This is a genomic window from Pseudomonas sp. HMSC063H08 (assembly GCF_001813645.1).
Taxonomy (GTDB): Bacteria; Pseudomonadota; Gammaproteobacteria; order Pseudomonadales; family Pseudomonadaceae; genus Pseudomonas; species Pseudomonas aeruginosa.
Genome location: NZ_KV813565.1, coordinates 1 through 22,722, shown reverse-complemented (window position 1 = coordinate 22,722; position 22,722 = coordinate 1). Strand labels below are relative to the sequence as shown.

Here is a 22,722-nt window from a genome sequence, read left to right as displayed (position 1 = left end):
TGAATTCGGCTTGCAATCGAGTTCTAGTGAGTCTCCGGAAACAATCGTCGCGGCCGCCCCTCAACTGGCGGCGCGCATGCTTCCCCGGACCTTGTCCTTGTGCCAGCGCAGCAGATGCTGGCCGGCGTAGCGACGCAGCAGGCGCAGCAACTGCCCCTGCTGTTCGCGGATAAAAAAGTGCTGCCCGTCGAGCAGGTCGAGGGTGAAGTCGCCCCCGGCCTCATGCAGCCAGCCGAGCAACTCGGCGCTGCGCAGGCTGTCCTCGCGTCCGCCGAACAGGTGCAGCGCCGCGTCCAGCGGCCCATGCGCCTGGTAGCGGTAGCTGCCGGTGACGAGAAAGTCCGCTCGCACCACTGGCAACAGCATCTGCATCAGCGACGGATCGTTGAGGACGGCCTCCGGAGTACCCCGGTAGTCGCGCAACGCGGCGACCAGTTCGGCGTCGGCCTTGGCGCGCCGGTAGCCGCTGACATCGTTTTCGGCGGGCGGGGATACACCGGAGAGGAATAGCGCCAGCGGCCCTTCGAGGCCGCGCCGACGCATGGCATGGGCCAGTTCGAAGGCCAGCAGCCCGCCCAGGCTGTGGCCGAAGAAGGCGTAGGGAGAAGCGCTGTCGAGGGTGCCTTGCAGCTCGCCGGCCAATTGCGCGACCAGGCTGGCGGCATCGGTATGCAGGGCCTCGCCGAAGCGGAGGCCGCGCCCCGGCAATTCCAGGGGCAACAAGCGGATCCAGCCCGGCAGGCTGGGCTGCCAGCGGCGGAACAGCGTGGCGCTGGCCCCCGAATAAGGCAGGCAGAACAATTGCAGGGAAACGGCCGGGCTCACCTGCCGACCTCCTTGCGCCGCTGTCGTGGCCCTCGTCCGGGGCAGAGCGCTTTCCCATGATCGATCGGCATTTCCGTCTCCTGCTGCGCACGCCGGGGCGCCGGGCACCTGCCCGCGCTGTCACAGAGGGGAACGGATAACAACGGCAAATAATTAGCGCATGTAACCGCAATCTCCGGGCAACCGCGGAGCATTGCGCGAAAGGACGCCAACCCCTATCCATTCTGATGGGTTGTGCCCGGCGCTATCGCCGCATCGGTGATAGCGATGTACGCCATGGAGCAGCCGGGAACGGTTGTCGCAGCGCCTTCGCGCAGTTCTTGCGCGGAACGCCGGCAGGAGCGGCGGGGCGGTCAATACCGATTTCTAACTAGCTGATTCCTAAAGATTATTAAAAAAATTTCGTCTGCGACGCATGACTGCAACATTGGCGCGGCCATCCTTCTGAAACGCCGAAGAATTTCTCCCCTCCATCATTCGCAGCGGCTATTTGCCAGCATGCGGACCATTCACGAATAAAGGTGAGATTGGTTATTTCTTCGTAATTGACAATCATTATCATTCAACATAATTTGTTGCGCCATGTGTGGGTCTTACCCCACCGCCAGTGCTCTGCAGCCCCCTCCGCAGCAAGGTGATTTCCATGTCGGAACAACTGTCTACCCGCAGATGCGATACCCCGCTCCTCCAGGCTTTCGTCGATAACCGCACGATCCTGGTGAAGATCGCCGCCCGCATTACCGGTTGCCGCTCGCGAGCCGAAGATGTGGTCCAGGATGCGTTCTTCAGGCTCCAGTCGGCGCCGCAGATCACTTCGTCGTTCAAGGCACAGCTCAGCTACCTGTTCCAGATCGTCCGCAACCTGGCCATCGATCACTACCGCAAGCAGGCGCTCGAACAGAAATACTCGGGGCCGGAGGAAGAAGGCCTGAACGTGGTGATCCAGGGCGCCTCGCCGGAAACCTCGCACATCAACTACGCGACCCTCGAACACATCGCGGATGCCCTCACCGAGCTGCCCAAGCGCACCCGCTACGCCTTCGAGATGTACCGCCTGCACGGCGTGCCACAGAAGGACATCGCCAAGGAACTGGGCGTCTCGCCGACCCTGGTCAACTTCATGATCCGCGACGCCCTGGTGCACTGCCGCAAGGTCACCGCCGAGCGCCAGGGCGACAATCTGACGAACCTGAGCGCGCGTCGCTGAGACACAAGGGCAGGCATTGCGCCTGCCCGTTCTTCTGTTGGCGTCCGCCGGACGCCTCGACCTTCTTCTTCCCGCCCCGTCAGGCCAGGCGACAGCGCTCGAAGAACCGTTCGCGGCCGATGATCATCAGTGCCGCCCGCTTGTGCGGAAAGTCGAACTCCTTCTCGCAGTGGAAGCACAGGTTGTGCATGTGACCGATCATCCGCGCGTTATCCGCGCGCGGTTCCGCCACCACTCGCTGCGAGCGCGGGTCGTCGAGAAACAGGTAGTGGACCAGTGCCGATAGCCAGCAGGCGACCTTGTGCGGCCCCCGGTGGGCCTCCTCGCCGACCAGCATGTGGATCCCGCGGTCGTAGTCTTCGGCCGCGTAGAACGGCGCGATGCGATCCTCCTTCGCCCAGTAGGCCTCGAAATAGGCGAAGGGCTCATCGTCGAAACAGCCGATGAGCCCCAGTGCATGAGGATCCGCTTCGAGCTGGCGCAAACGCTCGCGATGTTGTTCCAGGCTTCCATCTTCCTGCCAGAACTCCGCCACCCTGGGCGAGTTCTGCCAGCGATGAAAACGTTCCAGGTCCCTCTCGATGTCCAAGGTACGCAAGGATATCCAGCACCCCAATCGCGCATCGAAGCGCCGATAGACCTCTCCCCTGGGCTTCGGCCGGCGCAGTGGATGACGCTTTCCATCGGTAAGTTGCATCGACTGGGGATAGCACGGCTGGGCAAGCGGCAGCCAGGGCCATGGCAACTGCCAGAACCGGCCCCTCTCGCAGACATAGGTGCCCGCTGCGGCGGCTCCTGTCAGCATCCCCTTCGCCAGGGACTCTTCGGGCTCCCAGGACAGCGACCAGACGAGCCGCTGGCAATCCGGATCGCGGGCGAACAGCCAGTAGCTGGCGGCCCACAACGCATGCTCGGCATCGCCGCCGGGAAGCTCCTCCACCGCCAGCCGTATTTCCGTGTCTGTGCGCTCCAGGCGCAGGCGCAACAGCAACGCACCATCCAGGGCAAGGCTGAGCCGGCTATCGGTTTCGTCGCCACTCAAACGCTGCCCGCCAGGCAACGGCAATACAGTCAGGGAATTCAACAGGGGCATGATCGGACTCGAGACACGGAGTTGTTCTCAGAGGAACGTCATGTGAAGGAGGAAATTTAAGCGCTCGCGCGAGCCAGGCGGCAACGCGCGCGGTCGAGGCGCCAGCGTCATCCACAGGCGCGGCCGGAGGAACAAGGAAGAACCAGAGTGAGCGAAGTACGCGGCGCCTACTGGCTCAGTAGACTTCCGGCACGATGATCTCGCCGGGCGTCGGATGCCTGACGTAATCGGCGTGGCGCAGGCGCTCCGGCAGGTGTACCGGCGGCTGCGGAACTTCCCGGTAGGGCATCTGCTGCAACAGGTGGTGGATGCAGTTCAGCCGCGCGCGCTTCTTGTCGTCGGCCTGTACCACCCACCAGGGCGCCTCGGGGATGTGGGTGCGTTCGAGCATGGTTTCCTTGGCCTTGGTGTAGGCCTCCCAGCGCCGCCGCGACTCCAGGTCCATCGGGCTGAGCTTCCACTGCTTGAGCGGATCGTGGATACGGCTGAGGAAGCGCAGGTGCTGCTCGGCGTCGGAGATGGAGAACCAGTACTTGAGCAACTGGATGCCCGAGCGCGCCAGCATCTTTTCGAACTCCGGCACACTGCGGAAGAATTCCTCGTATTGTTCGTCGTTGCAGAAACCCATGACCCGCTCGACCCCGGCACGGTTGTACCAGCTGCGGTCGAACAGGACGATCTCGCCGCCGGCCGGCAGGTGCGAGACGTAGCGCTGGAAATACCACTGGGTCTGCTCGCGGTCGTTCGGCGCGGGCAGCGCGGCGACCCGGCAGACCCGCGGGTTGAGGCGCTGGGTGATGCGCTTGATCACGCCGCCCTTGCCCGCCGCGTCGCGCCCCTCGAAGAGAATCACCACCTTGTGCCCGGTGTGCACCACCCAGTTCTGCAGTTTCACCAGTTCCCGTTGCAGGCGGAACAGTTCGCGGAAATAGCGGCGCCGACTCAATTCGCCGGGCGCATCCTCCTGCTCGGGACCGAACAGCTCGTCCAGGTTCAGCTCGTCGTCGAGCAGTTCCTGCTCCAGCTCTTCGTCGTGTCGATCGAGCCAGTCGCGACCGATGCGGCCCGAGGTATCGCCATAGGAGTCCATGCGCTGCTCTCCACGTCATGCCGAAATACCGCGAATGCTAGGCGCGTCTTCATGACGGTTTGGTGACGGTTCGATGAAAACGTAGCGATCGCCCGCCGTCGAAAACAGTCGAAAGGTCACTGAAAGTCAGAAAATTCCCTAATCATTTGAATGACTTGGCCTAAGCTGGCCAGCCTCTCCGCACTTTCCACATGCTCCGCGCACCCCGGCGACCGCCGGGGCGAACCGCGCCCTTGCGGCGCCATTGATCGGAGATCAACCATGCAAGCGTTTTCCAAACAGCAACTCATCGATGCGCTGAACGCCCAGAGCAGCGACCTGGCCACCCTGCAGAGCCTGGTCATGGGCCTCTACCTGTGGATTCGCGACAGCCATGGCCAGGCCAGCGTCGATGCGGCCTTCCAGCGCGCCCGCGAGGAGGCCAGGCAATTCCGCCAGCAGAGCGGCAACCAGGCTGACGAGCGATTGATCCTGCAACTGGCGGAAATCGTCCGCGAACAACCCTGAGCCATAACCGGCACAGACTGACCGGTTCGGCCTGACTCAAGGCCGCAAGGCAGTCCCGGGCGCCGCGGAATCGACTTTCGCGGTGTCCTCCGCGGGCAGCACCCGGATGGTCGCGGTCACGCCGGCGCGCAAGGTGTTGCGCTGGCGATAGGCGGGATCGATGGCGATGCGCACCGGAATTCGCTGGGCCAGCTTGACCCAGGTATAGCTCGGGTTGATGTTCGCCAGCAGGCGCGAGCCCTCGGCATTCTCCCGGTCGGTGATGGCATGGGCGATGCTCTGCACGCGCCCGTCGAAGCGCTCGCCGCTCATCAGTTCCACCCGCGCCCGGCTGCCGACGCGGATGCCCGGCAACTTGGTCTCCTCGAAGTATCCGCTGACATAGAACGAATCGCGGTCCACCAGCGCCAGCAATGGCACCCCGGCGTGGGCGTAGTCGCCTTCGCGGGTCTGCAGGTTGGTCACGTAGCCGCTGACCGGGGCGCGTACCTGGGTACGTTCGAGGTCGAGACGGGCCTGCTGCAAGGCGGCTTCGGCAAGCTCCACGTTGGCCTGGGCCAGGCCGAGGCTGGCCTGGTTCCTCAGCAACTCGGCCTGGGCCAGGCTGACGTCGGTCTGGGCCTTTTCGTTCTCTTCCACCGATAGCATCGAGCGCTTCTGCAATGCCGAGCGCCGCTGCGCCTCGCTGCGGCGCTGGCGCAACTGGGCCTGGCTGGCCTCGATCGCCGCGCGCGACTCGCCCAGCGCCGCCCGCGCCACGTTCACCGCGCGCTCGGCGCGCAGCACCGCCAGTTCATAGCGCGCCGGATCGATGCTGAGCAGCAGCTCGCCCTTCTCCACGGGCTGGTTGTCGCTCAGCGGCAACCGGGTGATCAGCCCGGAAACGTCCGCCGACAGCGTCACCACATCGGCGCGGACCCGCGCGTCACGGGTCCACGGCGTGCGGGTGTAGCGTTCCCAGGCGAGGAACACCAGTGCCGCCGCCACCAGCACCACCAGCAGGGTGGCCAGGCGCGGCCATTTGCCTTGCAACAGGTTCATCGGGACATCTCTCCCATCCACAGGATCAGACCGGCGCAGATCGCGCAGTACAACGCGCCCTGGAACAGCGCTTCGTGCCAGACCCGCTGCAACACGCCGAAGCGCCGCAACAGCGGGTTGAGCAGCAGCAGGATCAGCCAGGCCAGCAGCAGCGCCTGGGCGATCGGCGGCAGGTAGGCGCCCCCGATCTCGACATCAGCGGGCATGTCCGCCCTCCTCTTCTGGTTCTTCGACGACCGCCGGTGCGCCGCGGTCCTCCTCCAGCAGCGTCCGATAGCGTTGCAGCGACTGCTGCAGGATCAGTACCGCGACATTCATGATGAAGCGCTGCCGCGTCGCCCCGAGGTCCTTCGACGGCTGCGCCAGCAAGGCCTCCAGGCCCCGGCCGAAACGCCGCAGGGCGGCCAGGGCGAGGTCCTGCCGCGGGGCGTCCGCGCCGCCGGCTATGTAGGCGGCGACCTCGCGCAGCGCCTCGCCCAGCAGCGGCTGCAACTCCAGCGGCACCACCCCGGCGTCATGCAGCGGCTCGCGCAGGCGGTTCAACGCCACGCCCATCACCACGCAGCCCAGGGCGCACTGGAAACGTTCCGCCGCAGCCGGCTCCTGGCTCGCCGGCAGCAGGCCGACCATCACCGCCAGGCGATCGATCATCCGCGTCTCGAAGGCGAAGCGCTGCGCCTCGCTGGCCTCGCAGCGCGACATTTCCGCGACGTCCTGGCGCGACAGGTAGAGCAGCCGGCGCAGGCGCGGGTCGGCGCGGAACGGATAGACCAGGGCGAACACCAGCACGGCGAGGACCGCCGCGGCGAGGAAGCCGCCGACGAACTCGAACCACTGCGAAGCGTTGCTGTAGTAGACCGCGATATTCTGCGGCGCCACCATCAGCAGGGTCTCCAGGCCGATGCCCATGGCGATCCCGGCGCTCAGCGGGCTGCTCAGGCCGACCGCGACCACGTACAGCAGCAACGCCATCCACAGCGCCAGCCACTCGAAGTCGGCGGATGCCGGCAACAGCACGAACAGCAGCGCCGCCGAGATCAGGATCGCCAGCAGCAGCCCGCGCAGGAAGTTCTGCGCCGCCAGCAGCGGACGCGGGAAGGTCGCCATCAGCGAGCACATCACGCCGACCAGCAGCAGGCTGCTGAGGGCGCCGTTCCAGGCGCTGGTGATCCACAGCCAGGCGGCGCAGGACAAGGCGACGAAAGCGCGCACGGCGTTCATCGAGGCCAGCGCCCAGTCCAGGTGCAGCGCCTGCGCCTGGCCACGGCGGTAGAAACTGCTGGCCTGGCGGCCGGACTGGATCGCATCGTTGAGTTCGAGCACTTCGCCCAGGCGCTGGAACAGCCGCGCGTATTCCCAGCGCAGGATCGCCACCTGCGGGCGCAGCGCCGGGCTCAGCGCCTCGTCGTAGGACTCCGCGCGCGTCGCCGCGGCATCGAAGGCCTGGCGCACCGCCTGGAACTCCTCCAGCACCTCGGAGGGTACCGCCCGCCCCTGCTCGGCCAGCGCGTCCAGCACCCGCAGCGCACGATCCAGCAGCGCCTGGATATCCGCCGGCAACGGCCCGACCCAGTGCGCCCGCACCAGCAGGCGATGCTGGCGCAGCAGCAACAGCCGCGAGGCCATCAGCACCAGCAGGTTGCCCAGCAACTGCACCAGGCCATCGGCGCGGCGCAGGTTCGGCGCGTCGAAATAGAGGTGCCGGCGCAGGCCGTCCAGCGCGGTGATGCTGGCGACCAGTTGCATCTGCCGCTGGTTGAACGACTCGTCGCCCTCGTCGCCGCGGATCACCGCCGCGGCGTGCCGCGCGGTACTGCGGATCAGGCCATCGACCTGGGTGAAGTAGCCCTTCGCCACCGCCTGCGGACGCGCGCTGAGCAGGCTGACCAGGGCCACGCAGGCGACGCCCAGCAGGGTCTCGGTGAGCCGCACCACGGCGAGCATGAAGGTGTTTTCCGGATCGGGAATCGACAGCACGGCGACGATCACCGCGGTGAAACCGCTGAGCACGAAGGCGTGCGAATCGGTGTAGCGCAGCAAGGTGCCGCCGGCGGTGCAGAGCGCCAGCCAGAGTCCCAGGGCGACGAAGAACGGCAACGGTTGCTGGGCGAACAGCGCCATGATCAGCACCGCCACCACGGCGCCGGCGAAGGTACCGACGACCTGGGCGAAGCTGCGCTTGAGAGCCATCCCGGCCAGCGGCTGGCTGACGATGACCACGGTCATCAGCGCCCACTTCGGCTGCTCCAGGTCGAAGAGGAAGGCCAGGTAGAGGGTCAGCAGCCCGGCGGCGACGGTGCGCAGGGCGAACAGCAGGGTTTCCCGCGGCGGCCGCCAGAGCAAGCGGGCGTAGAGTTTCAGCCCTTCCATGCCCGGCCCCGCACCTCCAGGCAACGGTTGGCCGCGGACCAGGCGGCGATGAAGCGACTCGACATGCTGGTTTCTCGTTCGGGGTTGATGCGGCGGGTTGGCTTCCAGTCTAGAAGGCGCAAGGAAATCCGTGGCCGCCTACGGGGGCGGGCAGGTGCGGTCGGCCACGGAGCGACGAGTCGCGACTACAGGGTAAAAGCCCCGGCGGCCTTCCCGGTAGCGCGTCCAGGCGAAAACCGTTTTCGCTGAGAACGAACGCTGCGGCGCCTTTCGATTGGGTAAGCTTGCTCAGGGCTGGATCGATTTAGCTTGCGAATCAAGCGGATAGAAAGCCCAAGGAAAACGACCAGGAGGAGCCGAGAATGCGTCGAGCGATTGCCACTGTATCGTGGGCCCACCGATGAGCCTGCGCTTCGACGATATCGAAGCCTTCCTCAACGTCGCCGAACTCAACAGCGTGACGTCGGCGGCCGAGCGCATGAGCCTGTCCAAGTCGGTGATCAGCAAGCGCGTCAGCGATCTCGAACGACGCCTCGGCGTCCGCCTGCTCTATCGCACCACGCGCAACGTCGAGCCGACCGAGGCCGGGCATTTCTTCTACAAGGCCGCCAAGGCCTCGCTGCAGGAACTCAACAACGCCGCGGAGATCGTCGCCCTGCGCGAGAACGACCTGTGCGGCGAATTGCGCATCGTCACCCCGATGAGCTTCGGCACCCTCTGGCTGTCGCCGATCATCGCCGACTTCATGAGCCAGCACCCGCGCCTGGAGATCGTCCTGCAGATGGACGACCGCCTCACCGACTTCGAGAAGGAAGGCTACGACCTGAGCATCCGCGTCACCCGCCTGGACGACAGTTCGCTGATCGCCCGGCCGCTGGCCAACAGCCAGCGGGTGGTCTGCTGCAGCCCCGACTACGCGGAACGCCACGGCACGCTGGACACCCTCGAACAACTGATGCAGCACGAGTGCCTGGGCTACAACAACGCCACGCCGAGCCAGGTCTGGACCTTCGAACCGGCGTTCCCCGGTGCCAAGCCCCGCGCCGTCTCGCCACGCGGACGCTTCAGCAGCAACAACGGCCAGGCCATGCGCGACGCCGCCCTGCGCGGCCAGGGATTGGCGTTGCTGCCGCTGTTCATCGTCGCCGAGGACCTCAAGAACGGCCGCCTGGTGGACGCCGCGCCCAGCCTGCGCCCACTCGACGACGTGATCTACGCGATGTATTCGCGGGCGGCGGCGATGTCGCCGAAGGTCAAGGCGTTCATCCAGCATCTCCAGCAGGCGCTGTCGATCCCGCCCTGGGGCAACGGCTGAGCGACCGAACCATTCCGGCGACGCTCCGGTCAGATACTGGGCATGCGGAGAAGACTCCCAGGAGCCTGTCGTCTCTCCCCCGTCCGGCCACCCGGCCCACAAAGGAGAACTGCCATGATCGTGCGTACCCTGCTCATCGCCGCCGCCCTGCTCGGCGGCACCGCCCAAGCCGCCGAAAGCACCGACCTGTGCGGCGCCAACCTGCAGAAGCTGGACGATATCCTCGCCGTGCGCGGCAAGACCTCGGTCACCGGTGCGCGGGTCACCGAGGTCAAGGAACTCCAGGCCAAGGCCAGGCAGGACCAGGCCAGCGGCGACACCAAGGGCTGCATCACCGCCACCACCCAGGCCCTGCAGATCCTGCAGAACGCCGGGAAGAAATGATCCGCGACAGACGCAAGGCGGATAACCGCAAGCGGTTATCCGCCCTACCCCAATGCAACCCTCCGTAGGGCGAATAGCGCCGCAGGCGTTATCCGCCGACACTCCAGCCCCCGCCCCGACCGCGTCCGATTTCGCTCACTCGAAGCGCAGGCTTTCCCGTACCGCGCGGATTTCCGCCTGGCTGGCGTCGTAGGCCTCGGCCAGGCCGGCATAGGACAGCGAATAGGCCGAGGTCTTGCCGGCCGCGGTGAGCAAGGTCTGCTTCATCACCACGGCGCCGCGCTGGCGAATGGTGCAGGTGGTCTCCAGCGCCGCCAGCCCGCCGGTGGTGGACGGCTGCGGCGAGGTGCAGGCGGTCTGCAGGCCGTTGCGCAGGAACTCGATCTGCACCAGCTTGCGCATGTGCCCGAGGACTTTCTCCAGGTTCACTGCCTGCCCGCTCTGCAGGGGCATCCGCGTCACTTCCATCACCAGTGCCTGGGAGCCGTCTGCCTGCAACTTGACCGCGCGCTGGCGCTGGCCGGCGCCGGCCTGGCCGGGCTGCGCGGCGGACAGGTCGCTGACCTGCCAGCCCGCCGGCCAGCGCGCCATCGACGCCTCGGCCAGGCTCAGCGCGGACAGCGTGCCGACCGCCAGGGCCAGCCAGCGCCAGCCGTTGCGTCGCGTTTGTGCCTGCCTCACGGTGTACCCTCCTCTTCGCGTCCCTCCACGGCCGGCCGGGGCTGCCCGAGGGGCTCCTCGAAACGCAGCAGGCGTCCGGCATTGCCCAGCACCAGCAAGGTGCTGAGGTTATGCAGCAGCGCCGCGACCATCGCCCCGGCCGCGCCGAGCAGGCCAAAGGCTGCCGCGGCGACGATCGCCAGGGTCCAGCCGAGGCCGATCGCCACGTTGACCTGCAGGGTCCGCCGGCATTGCCGGCTGAGCCGCACGCAGGTGCCGAGCCGGCGCAGGTCGCTGCCGATCAGCACGATATCCGCCGAGGCCAGGGCGATATCGGCGCCGCCGGCACCCATTGCCACCCCGACCACACCGGCCTTCAGCGCCAGCGAATCGTTGATGCCGTCGCCGACCACCATCGGCCGGAAACCGCTGCCGATCTCCGCGCCGACCTGGCGCAACTTGTCCTCCGGCAACGCCTGCGCCACCAACTGGCGAATCCCCACCTGCTTGGCCACGGCGTCGGCCACCGCCTGGCGATCGCCGGTCAGCAACAGTTGCCGGCCCAGACCCAGTTCGCGTAGATCGGCCAGGGCCTCGGCGGCCTCCGCGCGTACGCTGTCGGCCAGCAGCAGCCAGCCGAGGAAGCGCCCGTCCAGGGCGATTCCGGCGATCGGTCCCTCGTGCGCCGGCACCTCGCCGGCGTCGATGCCCAGTTGCTGGAACAGCTCGGGCCGGCCGAGGGCGGCTTCGCCCGCCGCTGTTCGTGCGACCACGCCGAACCCCTGGCGTTCGCGGATATCGCTCAATGGATGATAGGCATCGTGCGCCGCCAGGGCCGCCAGCGCTCGGCTCACCGGATGGCTGCTGGCGGCGCCGAGGCTGGCGGCCAGGCGCAGCACCGACGCCTCCTCGGCGGCATCGGCCAGGCGCAGCGCCTGCAGACGCAGGCTGCCGTGGGTCAGGGTGCCGGTCTTGTCGACCACCAGCGAAGTCAGGTCCGCCAGTTCCTCGAGGAAGGCCGAGCTGCGGATCAGGATGCCATGACGGGCGGCCACGGCGATCCCGGCGATGGCCGTGGCCGGGGCGGACAGCACCAGGGCGCAGGGACAGGCGGCGACCAGCACGGCGAGCATGGCCTGGGCATCGTTGGTGACGAACCAGGTGACGGCGGCGATCAGCAACACCAGCAACATGTACTGCCCGGCGTAGCGCTCCAGCAGGCGGGTGATCGGCGGCTTGGCGCGCTCGGCCTGCTGCATCAGGCCGATCACCTTGCCCAGGGTCGAGGCCTCGCCGGTACGGGTTATCTCGATGCGCAGCAGGCCGTCGAGGTTGATCGCGCCGCCGTAGACCTCCATCCCCGGCGCCACCTCGAGCGGCACCGACTCGCCGGTGATCGGCGCGGTGTCGAGACTGGCCTGGCCTTGCAGGACCCGCCCGTCGGCCGGAACCCGGTCGCCGGCGCGCACTTCCACCTGGTCGCCCGCCCGCAGGCTGGCGTTGTCCACCTCGCTCAGGCTGCCGTCGGCCTCGATCCGCCGGGCATGGCTGCGGGTCAGTTCGCCGAGGGCAGCGATGGCCTCCTGGGAGCCGATCACGCTGCGCTCCTCCAGCACGTGGCCGAAGATCATGATGATCGGCAGCAGCGCGGCGGTCAGCAGGTCGCCGCTGGCCCAGGCGCCGAGCATGGCCAGCGCGATCAACTGGTCGGTGACGCCGTGCAGGCTCGGATGCCGCAGGCTGTCCCAGGCCGAGCGGGCCACCGGCAGCGCCACCAGCAGCGACGCGACGCCGAGCAGGATCTGGCTGACCCCGGCCTGGTCCGCCGCCAGCCAGCGCCAGGCCAGGCCGAGCAGCAACAGGCCAAGGGCGAGCATCGCCAGGCTCAGCTGGCGGGCGGCGCGGCGCTGCTCGTCGCGGCTGAGCAGGCCGCCGCCGAACGGCAGGTGATGATGATGCGCGCAGCCGCCATGGCTGCCGTGGGCGGACGGCTCGCTCATGCGCACCTCCCGGGGCGAGCCGCGGCGGCTATTGCGGGAAGCGCGCGTCCGGCCGGCGTACGTAGTCCAGGGCTTCCTTCTCGGTGAGTTCCCAGATCTGCTTGACCTGCCCGTTGTTGTCGCTCTTCAGGCCGACGAAACTGCCCTTGAGCTGGGGCATGCGGCCATAGACGATGAACAGGTTCTGCGCCGTGCGGATGCGCACCGACGGCGCCACCGAATAGCTGACGGTCTTCTTCCCCAGCCCCAGGGTAAGCACGCTGCGCAGCAGGCTCTGCTTGGGCTTCTTCAGGGTGATGACCGGGTACTGCGCGCTGGCCACGAAGCCCACCAGCATGTCGCTCGGCAACTGCCGCGCCAGCGCCTCGCCGCCGCACAGCAACAGCGCCAGCCCGCACAGCAGGGCCCTGCCCGGTGATAGCCGCGCACCGTTGCCCGTGAATGGAATACCGCCTGCCGTCATTGCCCGTCCCGTTCGCCTGGTTGTTCGACTCGGCGCCGCGTTCCGCTGGCGGAAGCGCGTACCGAAGGTTGATGCCGACGCAGGGTAGCCGTTTCACGTTCGCTTGTCCGTCCATTGTTTCACAGCCCGCGAAGGGCACCGTCGGGCAGCGGCTCATGGCTGCCCGCCTTGCAGAATCAGGCGGCCGTCATCACGCGGATCGACGCTGCCGACCGAACCGGCCTTGCCGAGGATCGCCGGCACCCGCTCGCGGTACAGGCGCCAGAGCAGGCCGGGATCGGTCGCGCCCAGCGCCGGGGCCAGGCCAACGATGCTGGCGGTGTCGCGGCGCGCCTGGGCCAGCCGTTCGCCGGCCTCGGCGCGGGCGACCTGCAGGGTGCGGTCGGCCCCCTCGGTGGCGGCCTGAGTGAGTTTCTCCGCCTCGGTGCGCGCCTTGGCGACGTTCTGCTCGGCCAGTTGGCTGGCGGTCAGCACCGCGTTGAAAGCGCTTACCGCATTGCGCGGCAGGCTCGACTGCACGTCGACCCGCACCACCTGGATGCCCAGCCCGCTGCCGGCCGCGGCCAGCGCCGCCAGGCTGTGGTTGATGCCCTGCACCAGGTCGCCGCGCAGGCGTTCGCGGCGCTCGGCGACCGCGCTGTCGTTGCCGAGCAACTCCGGGCGCGCCACCAGGATGGTGTCCAGGTCGCGCGCGGCGCAGACCTGCACGGCGTTGCGCGCCACCAGCCGGTCCAGCGCCGGCAGCACGTGGGCGCCCTGGAGGACGTAGGCGTACGGGTCGTCGACCTTGTAGAACACCCGCACGTCCAGTTGCACCACCCCGGCGTCGCCGGTCAGCAGGTAGCCGGAGCCGGCCAGCGCGTCGCTGGACAGGCTGACGTCGAGGTCGGCGCGACGCGCCTGCTCGGAGCGCAGCAGGCCCTCGACGCGGCGTTCGATCACCTGTTCGGCGGACGGCAGCAGCACCACCTGCTCCAGCGGCTGCGGCCAGGCCAGCAGCAGGCCGGGACCGGCCAGGCGCTCCAGCGCGCCCAGGCGCAGCACTACGGCGCGGTTCTCCGGGCCGATCTGGCGGACGTTGGAAAACACCCAGGCCAGCGCCGCCAGGAGGGTCACGCCGAACAGTGCGAGGAACGCCAGGCGTCCGGCCTGCAGCCAGGGGCTGCGCAGCCCCTCGTGCGCTTCGTCGCTCATGGCCGGCGCCCGTTGGCCGGCGCTTCGGCGGGGAGCGCCGGCGGCCCGTCGACCAGCACGCGGAACGGTGCGGCATCGGTGCGCAAGACCAGGCGGGTATCGCCGTTGACGATGGTGCCGAGGGTGTCCAGCGAGCGCAGCAGGTTGTACAGCTGCGGCGAACCGGCGTAGGCCTTGCCGTAGATGCGCGCCGCCTCGACCCGCGCCTGGGCCTCGATCTCCGCGGCTTTCACCGAAGCCTCGGCCTGGATCACCCGGGCGTCGCGCTCCGCCGCCGAACGGATCTCCGCGGCCTGGCGACGGCCCTCGGCGGTACGCTCGGTGGCGATGGTCTCGCGCTCGGCGCGCATGCGGTCGACGGTGGCGCCGAGGGTCACCTTGGGCAGGGTCAGGCGCTCGATGCCGACCTGCACCACCTTGACCCCGTAGGTCGCCAGCAACTGATTGTCGATCTGTTCGCGCAGGCGCGCTTCGAAGTCGCCGATACGCACCCGCGACGCCTCGGTATTCACCAGGTCGGCCAGGTCATAGGCGCTGGCGGTGGTTTCCAGCGCCGAGCCGACGAAGGTGCGCAACTGCCGGGCAGCCTCGTCCGGCTGGTTGCGCACCGCGCGCATGAAGCGCTGCACGTTGTCGGCGTCGCCCTGTACCTGCCAGGCCACGTAGGCCTGGACGATGATCCGCAGGCCATCGCGGGTGCCGACGTCCTGCAGGCCGCTGGAGGTGGTGCGCAGGCGCAGGTCGACCGGGATCGCGCTCTCGAACGGCAACGGCAGGCGCCAGGCCAGGCCCGGTTCGAGCAGGACCCGCGCCGGGTTGCCGAAACGGGTGATGACCATCGCCTCGCCGGAACGCACCTGCACCAGGCAAGCGGCGGCGACGGCGAACAGCACCAGCAGCGCGGCGACCAGCAGCCGGCGCCAGGGCGGCGCGGCCTGTGCGCCATGGCCGTGATCGTGATCGTGATCGTGATCGTGATCGTGATGATGCTCGTGGTGGCTGTGCGAGTGGGAGTGACCGAGGCTCAAGAGCGCTCTCCTCATGGTGCGGATTGCCCGGCCGCGGACGCCGGAGCGGCGGACGGACGGGACGAAGACGGGGAATCCAGGCGGCCGAGGCCGAAGCTGCGCAGGTCGATGGTCGGCGCACCGGCGCCGGCGATGCGGTGGTCGATGAGCAGCAGGTTGGCCTTGCCCAGGCCGAGCCCGAGCTGGCGGTAGTAGGCCTCCAGCAGGAAAGCCTGGCCGGCGTCGGCATAGCCTTCCCGCTCGGCGGCGAAGCGCCGGTCGGCGGCCTGCGCGGCGGCCAGGGTCTCGCGGGCCTGCGCGCTGGCCCGGTCGTGCGCCACGCTGGCCTGTAGTTGCGCCTCGTTGCGCTGCGCGGCAGCCTGCCCGCGCTCGCGGGCGATCAGCGCCTGTGCGGTGATCTGCGCGGCCTGCACCGCGTGGTAGGCGTTCGCCGCACCGGCCGGCGGATGGATCGCCTCGACCGCCGCGCCCAGTACCTCGACGCCGCTGCCGAGGCGGTCGAGATCGGCCTGCACGGCCTGGCCGATCTGCTCGGCCAGGCCCGCGCGCTGCTCGCCGAGGACCTCATCGAGGGTCCGCGAGGCGAAGGCATGCACCAGTACGCGGCTGGCGGTGCTGCGCACCAGCGTCGGCACGTCGGCGCTGCGGTAGGTCGCCGCCAGCGCTGCCGCGTCGTCGAGAGCGATGCGGTAGACGATGCGCACGTCCATGTTGACGATCTGGAAGCTCTGCCGGCGGTCGGCCAGGCTGGCGATGACCTGCGATTTCTCGCTGACGTGGGAGGCGTCCCACAAGCGGTTGGCGCTATCCGGGGCCGGACCTTCGGCGGGCGCGAGCGGCTCGGCTCCGCCGTCGCCGGCGGCGACGCTGGTGGCCAACTCGTGGACCACCCCGTTCTCCACCGCCAACACCCGCCCCAGCGGCCAGGGCAGCCCCAGGTGCAGGCCGGGGCCGAGCACCGCGACCGGCTTGCCGAAGCGCTCGTAGACGCCCCGTGCATCCATGCCGATCTCGCGTACGCCGCTGAGCAGCCAGCCGCTCAGCGACACCACCGCCAGCACCGGCAGGAACGCCCGCCGCATGAAACCGAAGGCCCAGACCTGGCGCAGGTCGATGCCGAAGCGCTGGTGCAACTCATGCTGCAGACGCTGCAGGGGACGCGGCGGCCAGCGCAACAGGTCGGCCAGCAGGCTGGTGGCGACCAGGCGCGGTTCGAGGCCGGCACGCTGCGGCGCGAACATCGCCAGGATCGCCCTGCCCAGCAACTCCAACGCCAGCGCCGCCGGCAACAGGCCGAGCAGTACCGCCAGGCGCGGGGCCCAGGGGTGTCCCTGGCGAGCCAGGAACAGACAGAGGGCGGCCAGCACCAGGGTACCGATCAGCGCCCGCGCCAGTTGCCCGAGGGCCGGGGCTTCCGGCCACTGCGCCGGCCCTTGGCTGGCGAAGCGACGTTCCAGCACCAGCACCGCGAAGGCCAGCAGCAGGCAGATCCCGATGGCGAGGTCGGCCGCTTGCCCGGAACTGGCCGGCGGCAGGTCGAGACGCCAGCCGGCGGCTACCAGGCACAACGCCAGCGCCGCGCTCGCCGCCAGCCACAGCGCAGCGTGCCCGAGCTGGGCCAGGCCGTGGGCGATGGCCTGGCCCAGGCGCTCCAGCAGCCGTTCATAGGCGCTGTCGGCGGCGGCGTCGGGTTCGCCCCGCTGCCAGCGCAGCCAGGCAGGCCGCGCGCTGGCCTCCGCGCCGAGGACCACGCAACGCCAGGCCGCGACCCGGTAGGCCGCGTGCAGACCGGCGAACAGAACCAGCCAGGCCGCGCCGAGGTTGTACAGCAGCGGCGGCCAGAGCGAGTCGGCGGCGAACAGGCCGATGAAGAACCCCAGCACGGCGCAGGCGGCGGCCAATGCGACGCTGGCCGCTGCCCATCGCCACAACTGGCGCAACTGCCGGGGCGCCTGCTGGAAACGCGGCAGCGATTCGGCGGCGACGCCCTCGGCGTCCAGGTCGACTCTCATCTTCACTCCAGGCAAAACTCGAAGGTGCCGGCCAGGCCGGCGCAAACGTCCGCAACTTTATAACAATGCGCGTTAAGAAGTTGTCATGATTTGAAAAACAGTCTGCATCCCCAGGCTCTTGACTGGAAGACGAAAGACTGGGGGCAGCCCACTTGGCAAGCCCCCGACCAACCGAAAGGTTCTAAGCAGTCGGGAAAAACCACCGGACATCCGCGCAAACGACCATTCGTCGGCAATTTTCATTCGAAACGGATTTCTTATAACCAATCCGCATAGGCCTGCCGGCTCCCCCGCTTCCCCCTCAAAGGCACGCCGCTCCGGGCCTCCACGCGTAGCCAGCAGGACTTTTCGCATAGCCTGACGGTTTTATAACAGCGGCAAAGCGTCAATAATTCGACTATCGACTGTGGTAGCGTCAAAAAAGAATCACATCGATCCTTTGCAGCGTTATCCGGTGCCATGCAGTCCTTACCGAACACCCGCCGGGTCCCCACCAAGCCCCGGTTCGAGCCACGCGTTGGCGTGGCCGCAGCAAACGTTTGTGCGGATTACCCAGGAGGCTCGCCCATGACCGAATCGACCGCCGGGGCCGGAGTTCACGGCGCAGCGTCCGGACAGGCTGGCGAAAGCCCTGCCGCGCACGCGGAACCATCGCCGGTGACGGATCGTCGATGAGCCGGGGGATGCCATGCGAAGCCTGATCGGGATGACGTTCCTGAACTCCTCCGTGGGCCAGCGCCGGCTGCGCCAGAACGGCATCGTGCTGCGCCTGGGACGGGTAGTCGCGGATCGCCGGCGCGCGGCCCTGCCGCACCGGCAAGGGCGCTGCCTCGACCGCCAGGGCCTGGAGACCCTGCTGCTGTGGCTACAGCGGCACTTCCTCTGCGTGCCCCTGGAACACCTGCTCGAGAGCCCCGCTCCAGCCTGCCTGCGGATCGCCCTGAGCGTCGACGGCAACCCTGCGGAACTGGCCGAGCTGGTCTACCCGCTGCTGGAGCGCTACGAAATGCCAGCGAGCGCCTTCATCGGCGGCGACCCGCGCAGTTGGCGCGAAGCGGTCGCCGACACCCTCTGGCAGGCCGATGCGGCTACCGCCGAGCCATTGCTGGAACTGCTGGAGCGTTACGGCGGCGCTGCGCTCATGCGGGTGCTCGAACGCACCGGCGACGACCAGCGTCGCAGCCGTAGCCTCGACCTCCTCCTGCGCAAGCTGGAACGCCTCGACCCGGCTTCGCAGCAGGCCTTGCGCGCGGCCTGCACGGCCCCCGCGGCGTACGGCGCGGGCGATTGGGAACGGGTCCGCCGCCTGGAAAACAGCGGCCTGGTTCGCTTCGGCCTGCACGGCCAGGACCCGCACCCAGCGACAGGCCTTTGCGCCGAGGACTGTCTCGGCCGCGCCCACCGCCAGCTCCAGCAGCATTGCGCCGCCCCTCTGCCGGTGTTCTGCCAAGCTCGCGCCACGCCCGCCGCGACGCCTGCGCAACCCGGCCTGCGCGCCGCCCTCGGCCGGCTTGGCTACCGCTTCGCCTTCGGCGCGCGCAATGGCCTGGTGGATCCCCGTTGCGACCCGCTGGACCTGCCGCGCATCGAGGTGGGCGCGGCGATCGCCGCCCGTCCCGGCCGGCTGGCCTGGCGCATCTATCGTGGAGCCCGTCCATGAGCACGGCCTCCAACCCATTCCCAAGGAGGCGCGACAGGCAGTCGCCCTCCGCCGGAAGACCGCCCGAACCACGGGAAGCGAACGCGCCGTCGCCCGCCACGCCGCAGCGACGCCGCTCTCAGGGATATGGCCAGCCCAGCTGGCCCGGTATCAGCAAGGATCGTCCCATGACTGCAGACACCCCTACCTCTGTCGCTACCATCAACCACCTGCTGCTCGGCGCGCCCTACACCAGCCCACTGGTGATCCCCGGTGACTGGCTGGTCGACGAACTGGAAGGCGCCGTGGAAGTCGGCGGCTTCACCGACGGCCTGTTCCGCTGGCCGACGCGCAAGCGCAGCGGCCGCCCTTCGCCGATTCTCTGCGGCGACCTGCTGCGCGCGGTACGTACCGAATGCGCCGAGTCGGTGCAGTTCTGGTGGGGTTTCAGTCCGAGCCTGGTGGGACGCTGGCGCCGCGCCCTCGGCGTGACCCGCCGCAACAACCCCGGCGACCAGGCGGTGGCGCGCGCCCGCGCCGCCCTCGCCCGCTCGCTGGACCGCAAGGCGCCGCCGAAGGCACCGGCCGCCTGGTCCAGCGAAGAGGTCGAGTTCATCCGCCGCCACGGCAGCAAGCGCAGCCTGGCCTGGTGCGCCTACATGCTCGGCCGCAGCTACCAGAGTGTCGCCAGCAAGGCCGAGGAGCTTTCCCCGCACAGCCAGCGCGACCGCAACAATGCGATCTGGAGCAAGTCCGAGGAAGACCTGCTGCGCCAGCACTACCAGCAGCGCGGTTCGCTATGGTGCGCGCAGCAGACCGGCAAGACCCGCGCGGCGGTATTCCACCGGGCCAAGAAGCTCGGCCTGCAACGGCAGCGGCCGAAACACCCGTGAGGCCGGTCGCCGCCCTCTCCCGCCGAAGCGAGAGAGGGCCAGGGCTCAACCGCGGTAGTAGCGCTGCGCCACGAAGGGCATCTTGCTGACCACCAGGGTCACCGGCTTGCCGCGCACCATCGCCGTCACCTCGCTGCCCAGGCCGGCCAGTTCGTTCGGCACGTAGCCCATGGCCAACGGCGCGTTGAGGCTCGGACCGAAACCGCCGCTGCTGACCTTGCCGATCGCCCGGCCCTGGGCATCGACGATCTCGGCGCCCTCGCGCACCGGCATCCGCCCCTGCGGCAGGAAACCGACGCGCTTGCTGGCAACGCCCTGCGCCTGCTGGGCGAAGATCCGCTCGGCGCCGGGGAAGCCGCCAGCGCGCACGCCGTCGGCGCGACGCGCCTTGGAAATGGCCCAGCCGAGGCTGGCTTCGACCGGCGTGGTGGCACTGTCCATGTCGTGGCCGTAGAGGCACAGGCCGGCTTCCAGGCGCAGCGAGTCGCGCGCGCCGAGGCCGATCGGCGCCACTTCCGGCTCGGCCAGCAGGCGCCGCGCCAAGGCCTCGGCATGGGCGGCGGGCACGGAGATCTCGTAGCCGTCTTCGCCGGTATAGCCGGAGCGGCTGACGTAGCAGTCCTGGCCGAGCAGCTCGACGCGGGCGAACTGCATGAAGGTCATCTGCGCCACCTGCGGCGCCAGGCGCTCCAGCACCCGCACCGCCGCCGGTCCCTGGAGGGCGAGCAAGGCACGCTCCTCGAACAGCGGCTCGACGCTACAACGGCCCTCCAGGTGACGACGCAGGTGCGCCAGGTCCTGGTGCTTGCAGGCGGCGTTGACCACCAGCAGCAGGCAATCGCCGAGGTTGGCCACCATCAGGTCGTCGAGGATCCCGCCCTGCTCGTCGGTGAACAACGCGTAGCGCTGCTGGCCCACCGGCAGGTCGAGGATGTCCACCGGCACCAGGCTTTCCAGGGCCAGCGCCGCATCGGCGCCCACCAGGCGGATCTGGCCCATGTGCGAGACATCGAACAGACCGGCCTGCTCGCGGGTGTGCAGGTGCTCCTTGAGCACCCCGGCCGGGTACTGCACCGGCATGTCGTAGCCGGCGAAGGGCACCATCTTCGCCCCCAGTTCCAGGTGCAGGGCGTGCAGGGGCGTCTTGGCGAGGGTTTCTGCGGTCATGTTTCACTCCATGGCATCCCGGCCTCCTGTCTGCCGGAGAGCCGCGATCGATTGTCGGGAAAGAAAAAAGAAGCGCCGGCGCAGCGGCGCGGTTCAGCATTCGATGATGTTCACGGCGAGGCCGCCGCGCGCGGTTTCCTTGTATTTGCTTTTCATGTCGGCGCCGGTCTGGCGCATGGTGCGGATGACCTTGTCGAGAGAGATGAAGTGCTGGCCGTCGCCGCGCAGGGCCATGCGCGCCGCGTTGATGGCCTTCACCGAAGCCATCGCGTTGCGTTCGATGCAGGGCACCTGGACCAGCCCGCCGACCGGGTCGCAGGTCAGCCCGAGGTTGTGCTCCATGCCGATCTCGGCGGCGTTCTCGACCTGCTGCACACTACCGCCGAGCACTTCACAGAGCGCCCCGGCGGCCATCGAGCAGGCCACCCCGACCTCACCCTGGCAACCGACCTCGGCGCCGGAGATCGAGGCGTTTTCCTTGTAGAGGATGCCGATCGCCGCAGCGGTGAGCAGGAAGCGCACCACGCCGTCGTCGTCGGCCCCGGGGATGAAGCGCGCGTAGTAATGCAGCACCGCCGGAATGATCCCCGCCGCGCCGTTGGTCGGCGCGGTCACCACGCGGCCGCCGCTGGCGTTCTCCTCGTTCACCGCCAGGGCGTAGAGGTTGACCCAGTCGAGCACGCTGAGAGCATCGCGCAGGCCGGCCTCCGGCCGCTGGCACAACTGGCGGTGGAGCGCCGCCGCGCGGCGCCTGACCTTCAGTCCGCCGGGCATGATGCCCTCGTTGCGGCAGCCGGCCTCGACGCAATCCTGCATCACCTGCCAGATACGCAGCAGGCCGGCGCGGGTTTCCTCGGCGGGGCGCCAGGCCTTCTCGTTCTCGGCCATCAACTGGCTGATCGACAGGCCTTCGCGGACGCAATGGTCGAGCAGTTGCCGCGCGGTCTTGAAGGGGAACGCCAGCGGCGTGCGGTCCTCGACGATGCGGTCGAGGCCGGCGGCCTCGTCGTCGACCACGAAACCGCCGCCCACCGAGTAGTACTCGCGGCTGCGGACCTGCAGGCCGGCGGCGTCGAAGGCACGGAAGATCATGCCGTTGGGATGGTAGGCCAGCGGCTTGCGGATCAGCGCCAGGTGTTCCTTCTCGACGAAGCGGATCGGCCGCTCGCCGAGCAGGCGCAGCTCGCCGCTGGAACGGATGGTATCGAGCCGGGCGGGAATCGCGGCGGTATCCACCGTGTCCGGCTGCTCGCCCTCCAGGCCGAGCAGTACCGCCTTGTCGCTGCCGTGGCCCTTGCCGGTGGCGCCGAGCGAGCCGTACAGCTCGACCTTGACGCTGGCAGTGGCCTCCAGCAACCCCTCGCGCCTCAGCCCCTCGGCGAAGCGCGCGGCGGCACGCATCGGCCCCACGGTGTGGGAGCTGGACGGCCCGATGCCGATCTTGAACAGATCGAAGACACTCAGGGACATGCTCGTCTCCGCTTGCGGATTGGCCGCCACCACGGCGGCGTTCCTGTTCAATCAGCGTAGACCGGGAAGTGCCGGCAGAATTCGCCGACCTGGCCCCTGACCCGTTCGCCGACCTCGGGATTGTCGATATCGTCGAGGATGTCGCAGATCCAGCCAGCCAGTTCTCGGCACTCGCCCTCGCGGAAACCGCGAGTGGTCACCGCTGGGGTGCCGATGCGGATGCCGGAGGTGACGAACGGGCTCTGCGGATCGTTCGGCACGGCGTTCTTGTTCACCGTGATGTGCGCCGCTCCGAGCGCCGCGTCGGCGGCCTTGCCGGTCAGCCCCTGCTTCACCAGGCTGATCAGCATCAGGTGGTTGTCGG

Annotated in this window: 20 protein-coding genes and 1 pseudogene; 6 read left to right on the top strand and 15 right to left on the bottom strand. The window is 68.6% G+C overall.

Features of this window, described 5'->3' with window-relative positions:
- Nucleotides 1–60: 60 nt before the first annotated feature.
- On the bottom strand, nucleotides 61–825 hold the full coding sequence (gene pvdG / locus HMPREF2924_RS26425; RefSeq protein ID WP_003116905.1) for a pyoverdine biosynthesis thioesterase PvdG: 765 nt from the start codon (nucleotides 823–825) through the stop codon (nucleotides 61–63).
- A 643-nt stretch (nucleotides 826–1,468) separates the two neighbouring features.
- Here pvdG and pvdS point away from each other — a divergent pair.
- A complete protein-coding gene (gene pvdS / locus HMPREF2924_RS26420; protein ID WP_003089661.1) occupies nucleotides 1,469–2,032 on the top strand; it encodes a pyoverdine signaling pathway sigma factor PvdS in 564 nt (187 codons plus the stop codon).
- Between the two features lie 79 nt (nucleotides 2,033–2,111).
- Here the strand turns inward: pvdS and HMPREF2924_RS26415 are convergent, their stop codons facing one another.
- The gene (locus HMPREF2924_RS26415) at nucleotides 2,112–3,125 is read right to left on the bottom strand and encodes a GNAT family N-acetyltransferase (protein WP_003136357.1); all 1,014 of its coding nucleotides are present in this window, start codon (nucleotides 3,123–3,125) and stop codon (nucleotides 2,112–2,114) included.
- Between the two features lie 175 nt (nucleotides 3,126–3,300).
- Complete coding sequence (gene ppk2, locus HMPREF2924_RS26410; protein WP_003089666.1) at nucleotides 3,301–4,215, bottom strand: polyphosphate kinase 2; 915 nt, start codon at nucleotides 4,213–4,215, stop codon at nucleotides 3,301–3,303.
- Nucleotides 4,216–4,476: 261 nt separating this feature from the next.
- Here ppk2 and HMPREF2924_RS26405 point away from each other — a divergent pair, with 261 nt between their 5' ends.
- Nucleotides 4,477–4,722: a hypothetical protein gene (locus HMPREF2924_RS26405; RefSeq protein WP_003089668.1), complete on the top strand. Its 246-nt coding sequence runs from the start codon at nucleotides 4,477–4,479 to the stop codon at nucleotides 4,720–4,722.
- A gap of 36 nt (nucleotides 4,723–4,758) precedes the next feature.
- Here HMPREF2924_RS26405 and HMPREF2924_RS26400 read toward each other — a convergent pair whose 3' ends face one another.
- From HMPREF2924_RS26400 to HMPREF2924_RS26390, 3 genes are read right to left on the bottom strand one after another with little or no spacing between them, the layout of a single operon-like run.
- Complete coding sequence (locus HMPREF2924_RS26400) at nucleotides 4,759–5,763, bottom strand: HlyD family secretion protein (protein ID WP_003136354.1); 1,005 nt, start codon at nucleotides 5,761–5,763, stop codon at nucleotides 4,759–4,761.
- Nucleotides 5,760–5,969 carry a DUF1656 domain-containing protein gene (locus HMPREF2924_RS26395; protein ID WP_003102972.1) on the bottom strand — a complete coding sequence of 70 codons (210 nt, stop codon included), beginning with the start codon at nucleotides 5,967–5,969 and terminating at the stop codon, nucleotides 5,760–5,762. Before HMPREF2924_RS26395 ends, HMPREF2924_RS26400 begins: the two co-directional genes overlap by 4 nt.
- Nucleotides 5,959–8,133, bottom strand: a complete 2,175-nt coding sequence (locus tag HMPREF2924_RS26390) for an FUSC family protein (protein WP_003136353.1) — start codon at nucleotides 8,131–8,133, stop codon at nucleotides 5,959–5,961. The genes HMPREF2924_RS26395 and HMPREF2924_RS26390 overlap by 11 nt, the downstream gene beginning before the upstream one ends.
- A 400-nt stretch (nucleotides 8,134–8,533) precedes the next feature.
- Between HMPREF2924_RS26390 and HMPREF2924_RS26385 the strand changes: the two genes are divergently transcribed.
- Complete coding sequence (locus tag HMPREF2924_RS26385) at nucleotides 8,534–9,448, top strand: LysR family transcriptional regulator (protein ID WP_003136351.1); 915 nt, start codon at nucleotides 8,534–8,536, stop codon at nucleotides 9,446–9,448.
- A gap of 114 nt (nucleotides 9,449–9,562) precedes the next feature.
- Nucleotides 9,563–9,832, top strand: coding sequence for a hypothetical protein (locus tag HMPREF2924_RS26380; protein ID WP_003089681.1), 270 nt, complete (start codon nucleotides 9,563–9,565; stop codon nucleotides 9,830–9,832).
- A 135-nt stretch (nucleotides 9,833–9,967) separates the two neighbouring features.
- Here the strand turns inward: HMPREF2924_RS26380 and HMPREF2924_RS26375 are convergent, their stop codons facing one another.
- The 6 genes from HMPREF2924_RS26375 to hflK (HMPREF2924_RS26350) all read right to left on the bottom strand — a co-directional run bounded on the left by HMPREF2924_RS26375 (nucleotide 9,968) and on the right by hflK (HMPREF2924_RS26350) (nucleotide 17,189).
- Entirely contained in the window at nucleotides 9,968–10,513 is a 546-nt protein-coding gene (locus tag HMPREF2924_RS26375) for a DUF4946 domain-containing protein (RefSeq protein WP_003136349.1), read from the bottom strand.
- On the bottom strand, nucleotides 10,510–12,492 hold the full coding sequence (locus HMPREF2924_RS26370) for a cation-translocating P-type ATPase (protein WP_003136347.1): 1,983 nt from the start codon (nucleotides 12,490–12,492) through the stop codon (nucleotides 10,510–10,512). Before HMPREF2924_RS26370 ends, HMPREF2924_RS26375 begins: the two co-directional genes overlap by 4 nt.
- 28 nt (nucleotides 12,493–12,520) lie before the next feature.
- A complete protein-coding gene (locus HMPREF2924_RS26365; protein ID WP_003089693.1) occupies nucleotides 12,521–12,955 on the bottom strand; it encodes a hypothetical protein in 435 nt (144 codons plus the stop codon).
- A 153-nt stretch (nucleotides 12,956–13,108) separates the two neighbouring features.
- Complete coding sequence (gene hflK / locus HMPREF2924_RS26360) at nucleotides 13,109–14,149, bottom strand: protease modulator HflK (protein WP_003136345.1); 1,041 nt, start codon at nucleotides 14,147–14,149, stop codon at nucleotides 13,109–13,111.
- Nucleotides 14,146–15,177, bottom strand: a complete 1,032-nt coding sequence (gene hflC / locus HMPREF2924_RS26355) for a protease modulator HflC (protein WP_009316187.1) — start codon at nucleotides 15,175–15,177, stop codon at nucleotides 14,146–14,148. The genes hflK (HMPREF2924_RS26360) and hflC overlap by 4 nt, the downstream gene beginning before the upstream one ends.
- 11 nt (nucleotides 15,178–15,188) lie before the next feature.
- A complete protein-coding gene (gene hflK, locus HMPREF2924_RS26350) occupies nucleotides 15,189–17,189 on the bottom strand; it encodes a protease modulator HflK (protein ID WP_003136341.1) in 2,001 nt (666 codons plus the stop codon).
- 688 nt (nucleotides 17,190–17,877) lie between these two features.
- On the opposite strand from hflK (HMPREF2924_RS26350), the gene HMPREF2924_RS26345 reads away from it, so the two are divergent.
- Together HMPREF2924_RS26345 and HMPREF2924_RS26340 are read left to right on the top strand one after the other, a co-directional pair.
- Nucleotides 17,878–18,849 carry a polysaccharide deacetylase family protein gene (locus tag HMPREF2924_RS26345; protein ID WP_003136337.1) on the top strand — a complete coding sequence of 324 codons (972 nt, stop codon included), beginning with the start codon at nucleotides 17,878–17,880 and terminating at the stop codon, nucleotides 18,847–18,849.
- Nucleotides 18,846–19,721 carry a hypothetical protein gene (locus tag HMPREF2924_RS26340; protein WP_003136336.1) on the top strand — a complete coding sequence of 292 codons (876 nt, stop codon included), beginning with the start codon at nucleotides 18,846–18,848 and terminating at the stop codon, nucleotides 19,719–19,721. The genes HMPREF2924_RS26345 and HMPREF2924_RS26340 overlap by 4 nt, the downstream gene beginning before the upstream one ends.
- A 45-nt stretch (nucleotides 19,722–19,766) precedes the next feature.
- Here HMPREF2924_RS26340 and gcvT read toward each other — a convergent pair whose 3' ends face one another.
- The 3 genes and pseudogenes from gcvT to glyA form a co-directional block, all read right to left on the bottom strand.
- Nucleotides 19,767–20,888 (bottom strand): glycine cleavage system aminomethyltransferase GcvT, encoded by a 1,122-nt coding sequence (gcvT, locus tag HMPREF2924_RS26335; RefSeq protein WP_003136335.1) that lies wholly within the window; start codon nucleotides 20,886–20,888, stop codon nucleotides 19,767–19,769.
- A 93-nt stretch (nucleotides 20,889–20,981) separates the two neighbouring features.
- Nucleotides 20,982–22,358, bottom strand: a complete 1,377-nt coding sequence (locus HMPREF2924_RS26330; protein WP_003125878.1) for an L-serine ammonia-lyase — start codon at nucleotides 22,356–22,358, stop codon at nucleotides 20,982–20,984.
- 47 nt (nucleotides 22,359–22,405) lie between these two features.
- A pseudogene (gene glyA / locus HMPREF2924_RS26325) lies at nucleotides 22,406–22,722 on the bottom strand (serine hydroxymethyltransferase); the annotation flags it as partial.

Excerpts from the sequence above, each read along its gene's own strand:
- hflK (WP_003136345.1), bottom strand. The coding sequence starts at position 14,149 with ATGAGCGACGAAGCGCACGAGGGGCTGCGCAGCCCCTGGCTGCAGGCC.
- HMPREF2924_RS26330 (WP_003125878.1), bottom strand. The coding sequence starts at position 22,358 with ATGTCCCTGAGTGTCTTCGATCTGTTCAAGATCGGCATCGGGCCGTCC.
- HMPREF2924_RS26415 (WP_003136357.1), bottom strand. The coding sequence starts at position 3,125 with ATGCCCCTGTTGAATTCCCTGACTGTATTGCCGTTGCCTGGCGGGCAG.
- HMPREF2924_RS26365 (WP_003089693.1), bottom strand. The coding sequence starts at position 12,955 with ATGACGGCAGGCGGTATTCCATTCACGGGCAACGGTGCGCGGCTATCA.
- HMPREF2924_RS26370 (WP_003136347.1), bottom strand. The coding sequence starts at position 12,492 with ATGAGCGAGCCGTCCGCCCACGGCAGCCATGGCGGCTGCGCGCATCAT.
- HMPREF2924_RS26395 (WP_003102972.1), bottom strand. The coding sequence starts at position 5,969 with ATGCCCGCTGATGTCGAGATCGGGGGCGCCTACCTGCCGCCGATCGCC.
- HMPREF2924_RS26340 (WP_003136336.1), top strand. The coding sequence starts at position 18,846 with ATGAGCACGGCCTCCAACCCATTCCCAAGGAGGCGCGACAGGCAGTCG.
- pvdS (WP_003089661.1), top strand. The coding sequence starts at position 1,469 with ATGTCGGAACAACTGTCTACCCGCAGATGCGATACCCCGCTCCTCCAG.
- HMPREF2924_RS26405 (WP_003089668.1), top strand. The coding sequence starts at position 4,477 with ATGCAAGCGTTTTCCAAACAGCAACTCATCGATGCGCTGAACGCCCAG.
- HMPREF2924_RS26400 (WP_003136354.1), bottom strand. The coding sequence starts at position 5,763 with ATGAACCTGTTGCAAGGCAAATGGCCGCGCCTGGCCACCCTGCTGGTG.
- HMPREF2924_RS26345 (WP_003136337.1), top strand. The coding sequence starts at position 17,878 with ATGCGAAGCCTGATCGGGATGACGTTCCTGAACTCCTCCGTGGGCCAG.
- HMPREF2924_RS26380 (WP_003089681.1), top strand. The coding sequence starts at position 9,563 with ATGATCGTGCGTACCCTGCTCATCGCCGCCGCCCTGCTCGGCGGCACC.
- HMPREF2924_RS26385 (WP_003136351.1), top strand. The coding sequence starts at position 8,534 with ATGAGCCTGCGCTTCGACGATATCGAAGCCTTCCTCAACGTCGCCGAA.
- ppk2 (WP_003089666.1), bottom strand. The coding sequence starts at position 4,215 with ATGGACTCCTATGGCGATACCTCGGGCCGCATCGGTCGCGACTGGCTC.
- HMPREF2924_RS26390 (WP_003136353.1), bottom strand. The coding sequence starts at position 8,133 with ATGGAAGGGCTGAAACTCTACGCCCGCTTGCTCTGGCGGCCGCCGCGG.
- hflK (WP_003136341.1), bottom strand. The coding sequence starts at position 17,189 with ATGAGAGTCGACCTGGACGCCGAGGGCGTCGCCGCCGAATCGCTGCCG.
- gcvT (WP_003136335.1), bottom strand. The coding sequence starts at position 20,888 with ATGACCGCAGAAACCCTCGCCAAGACGCCCCTGCACGCCCTGCACCTG.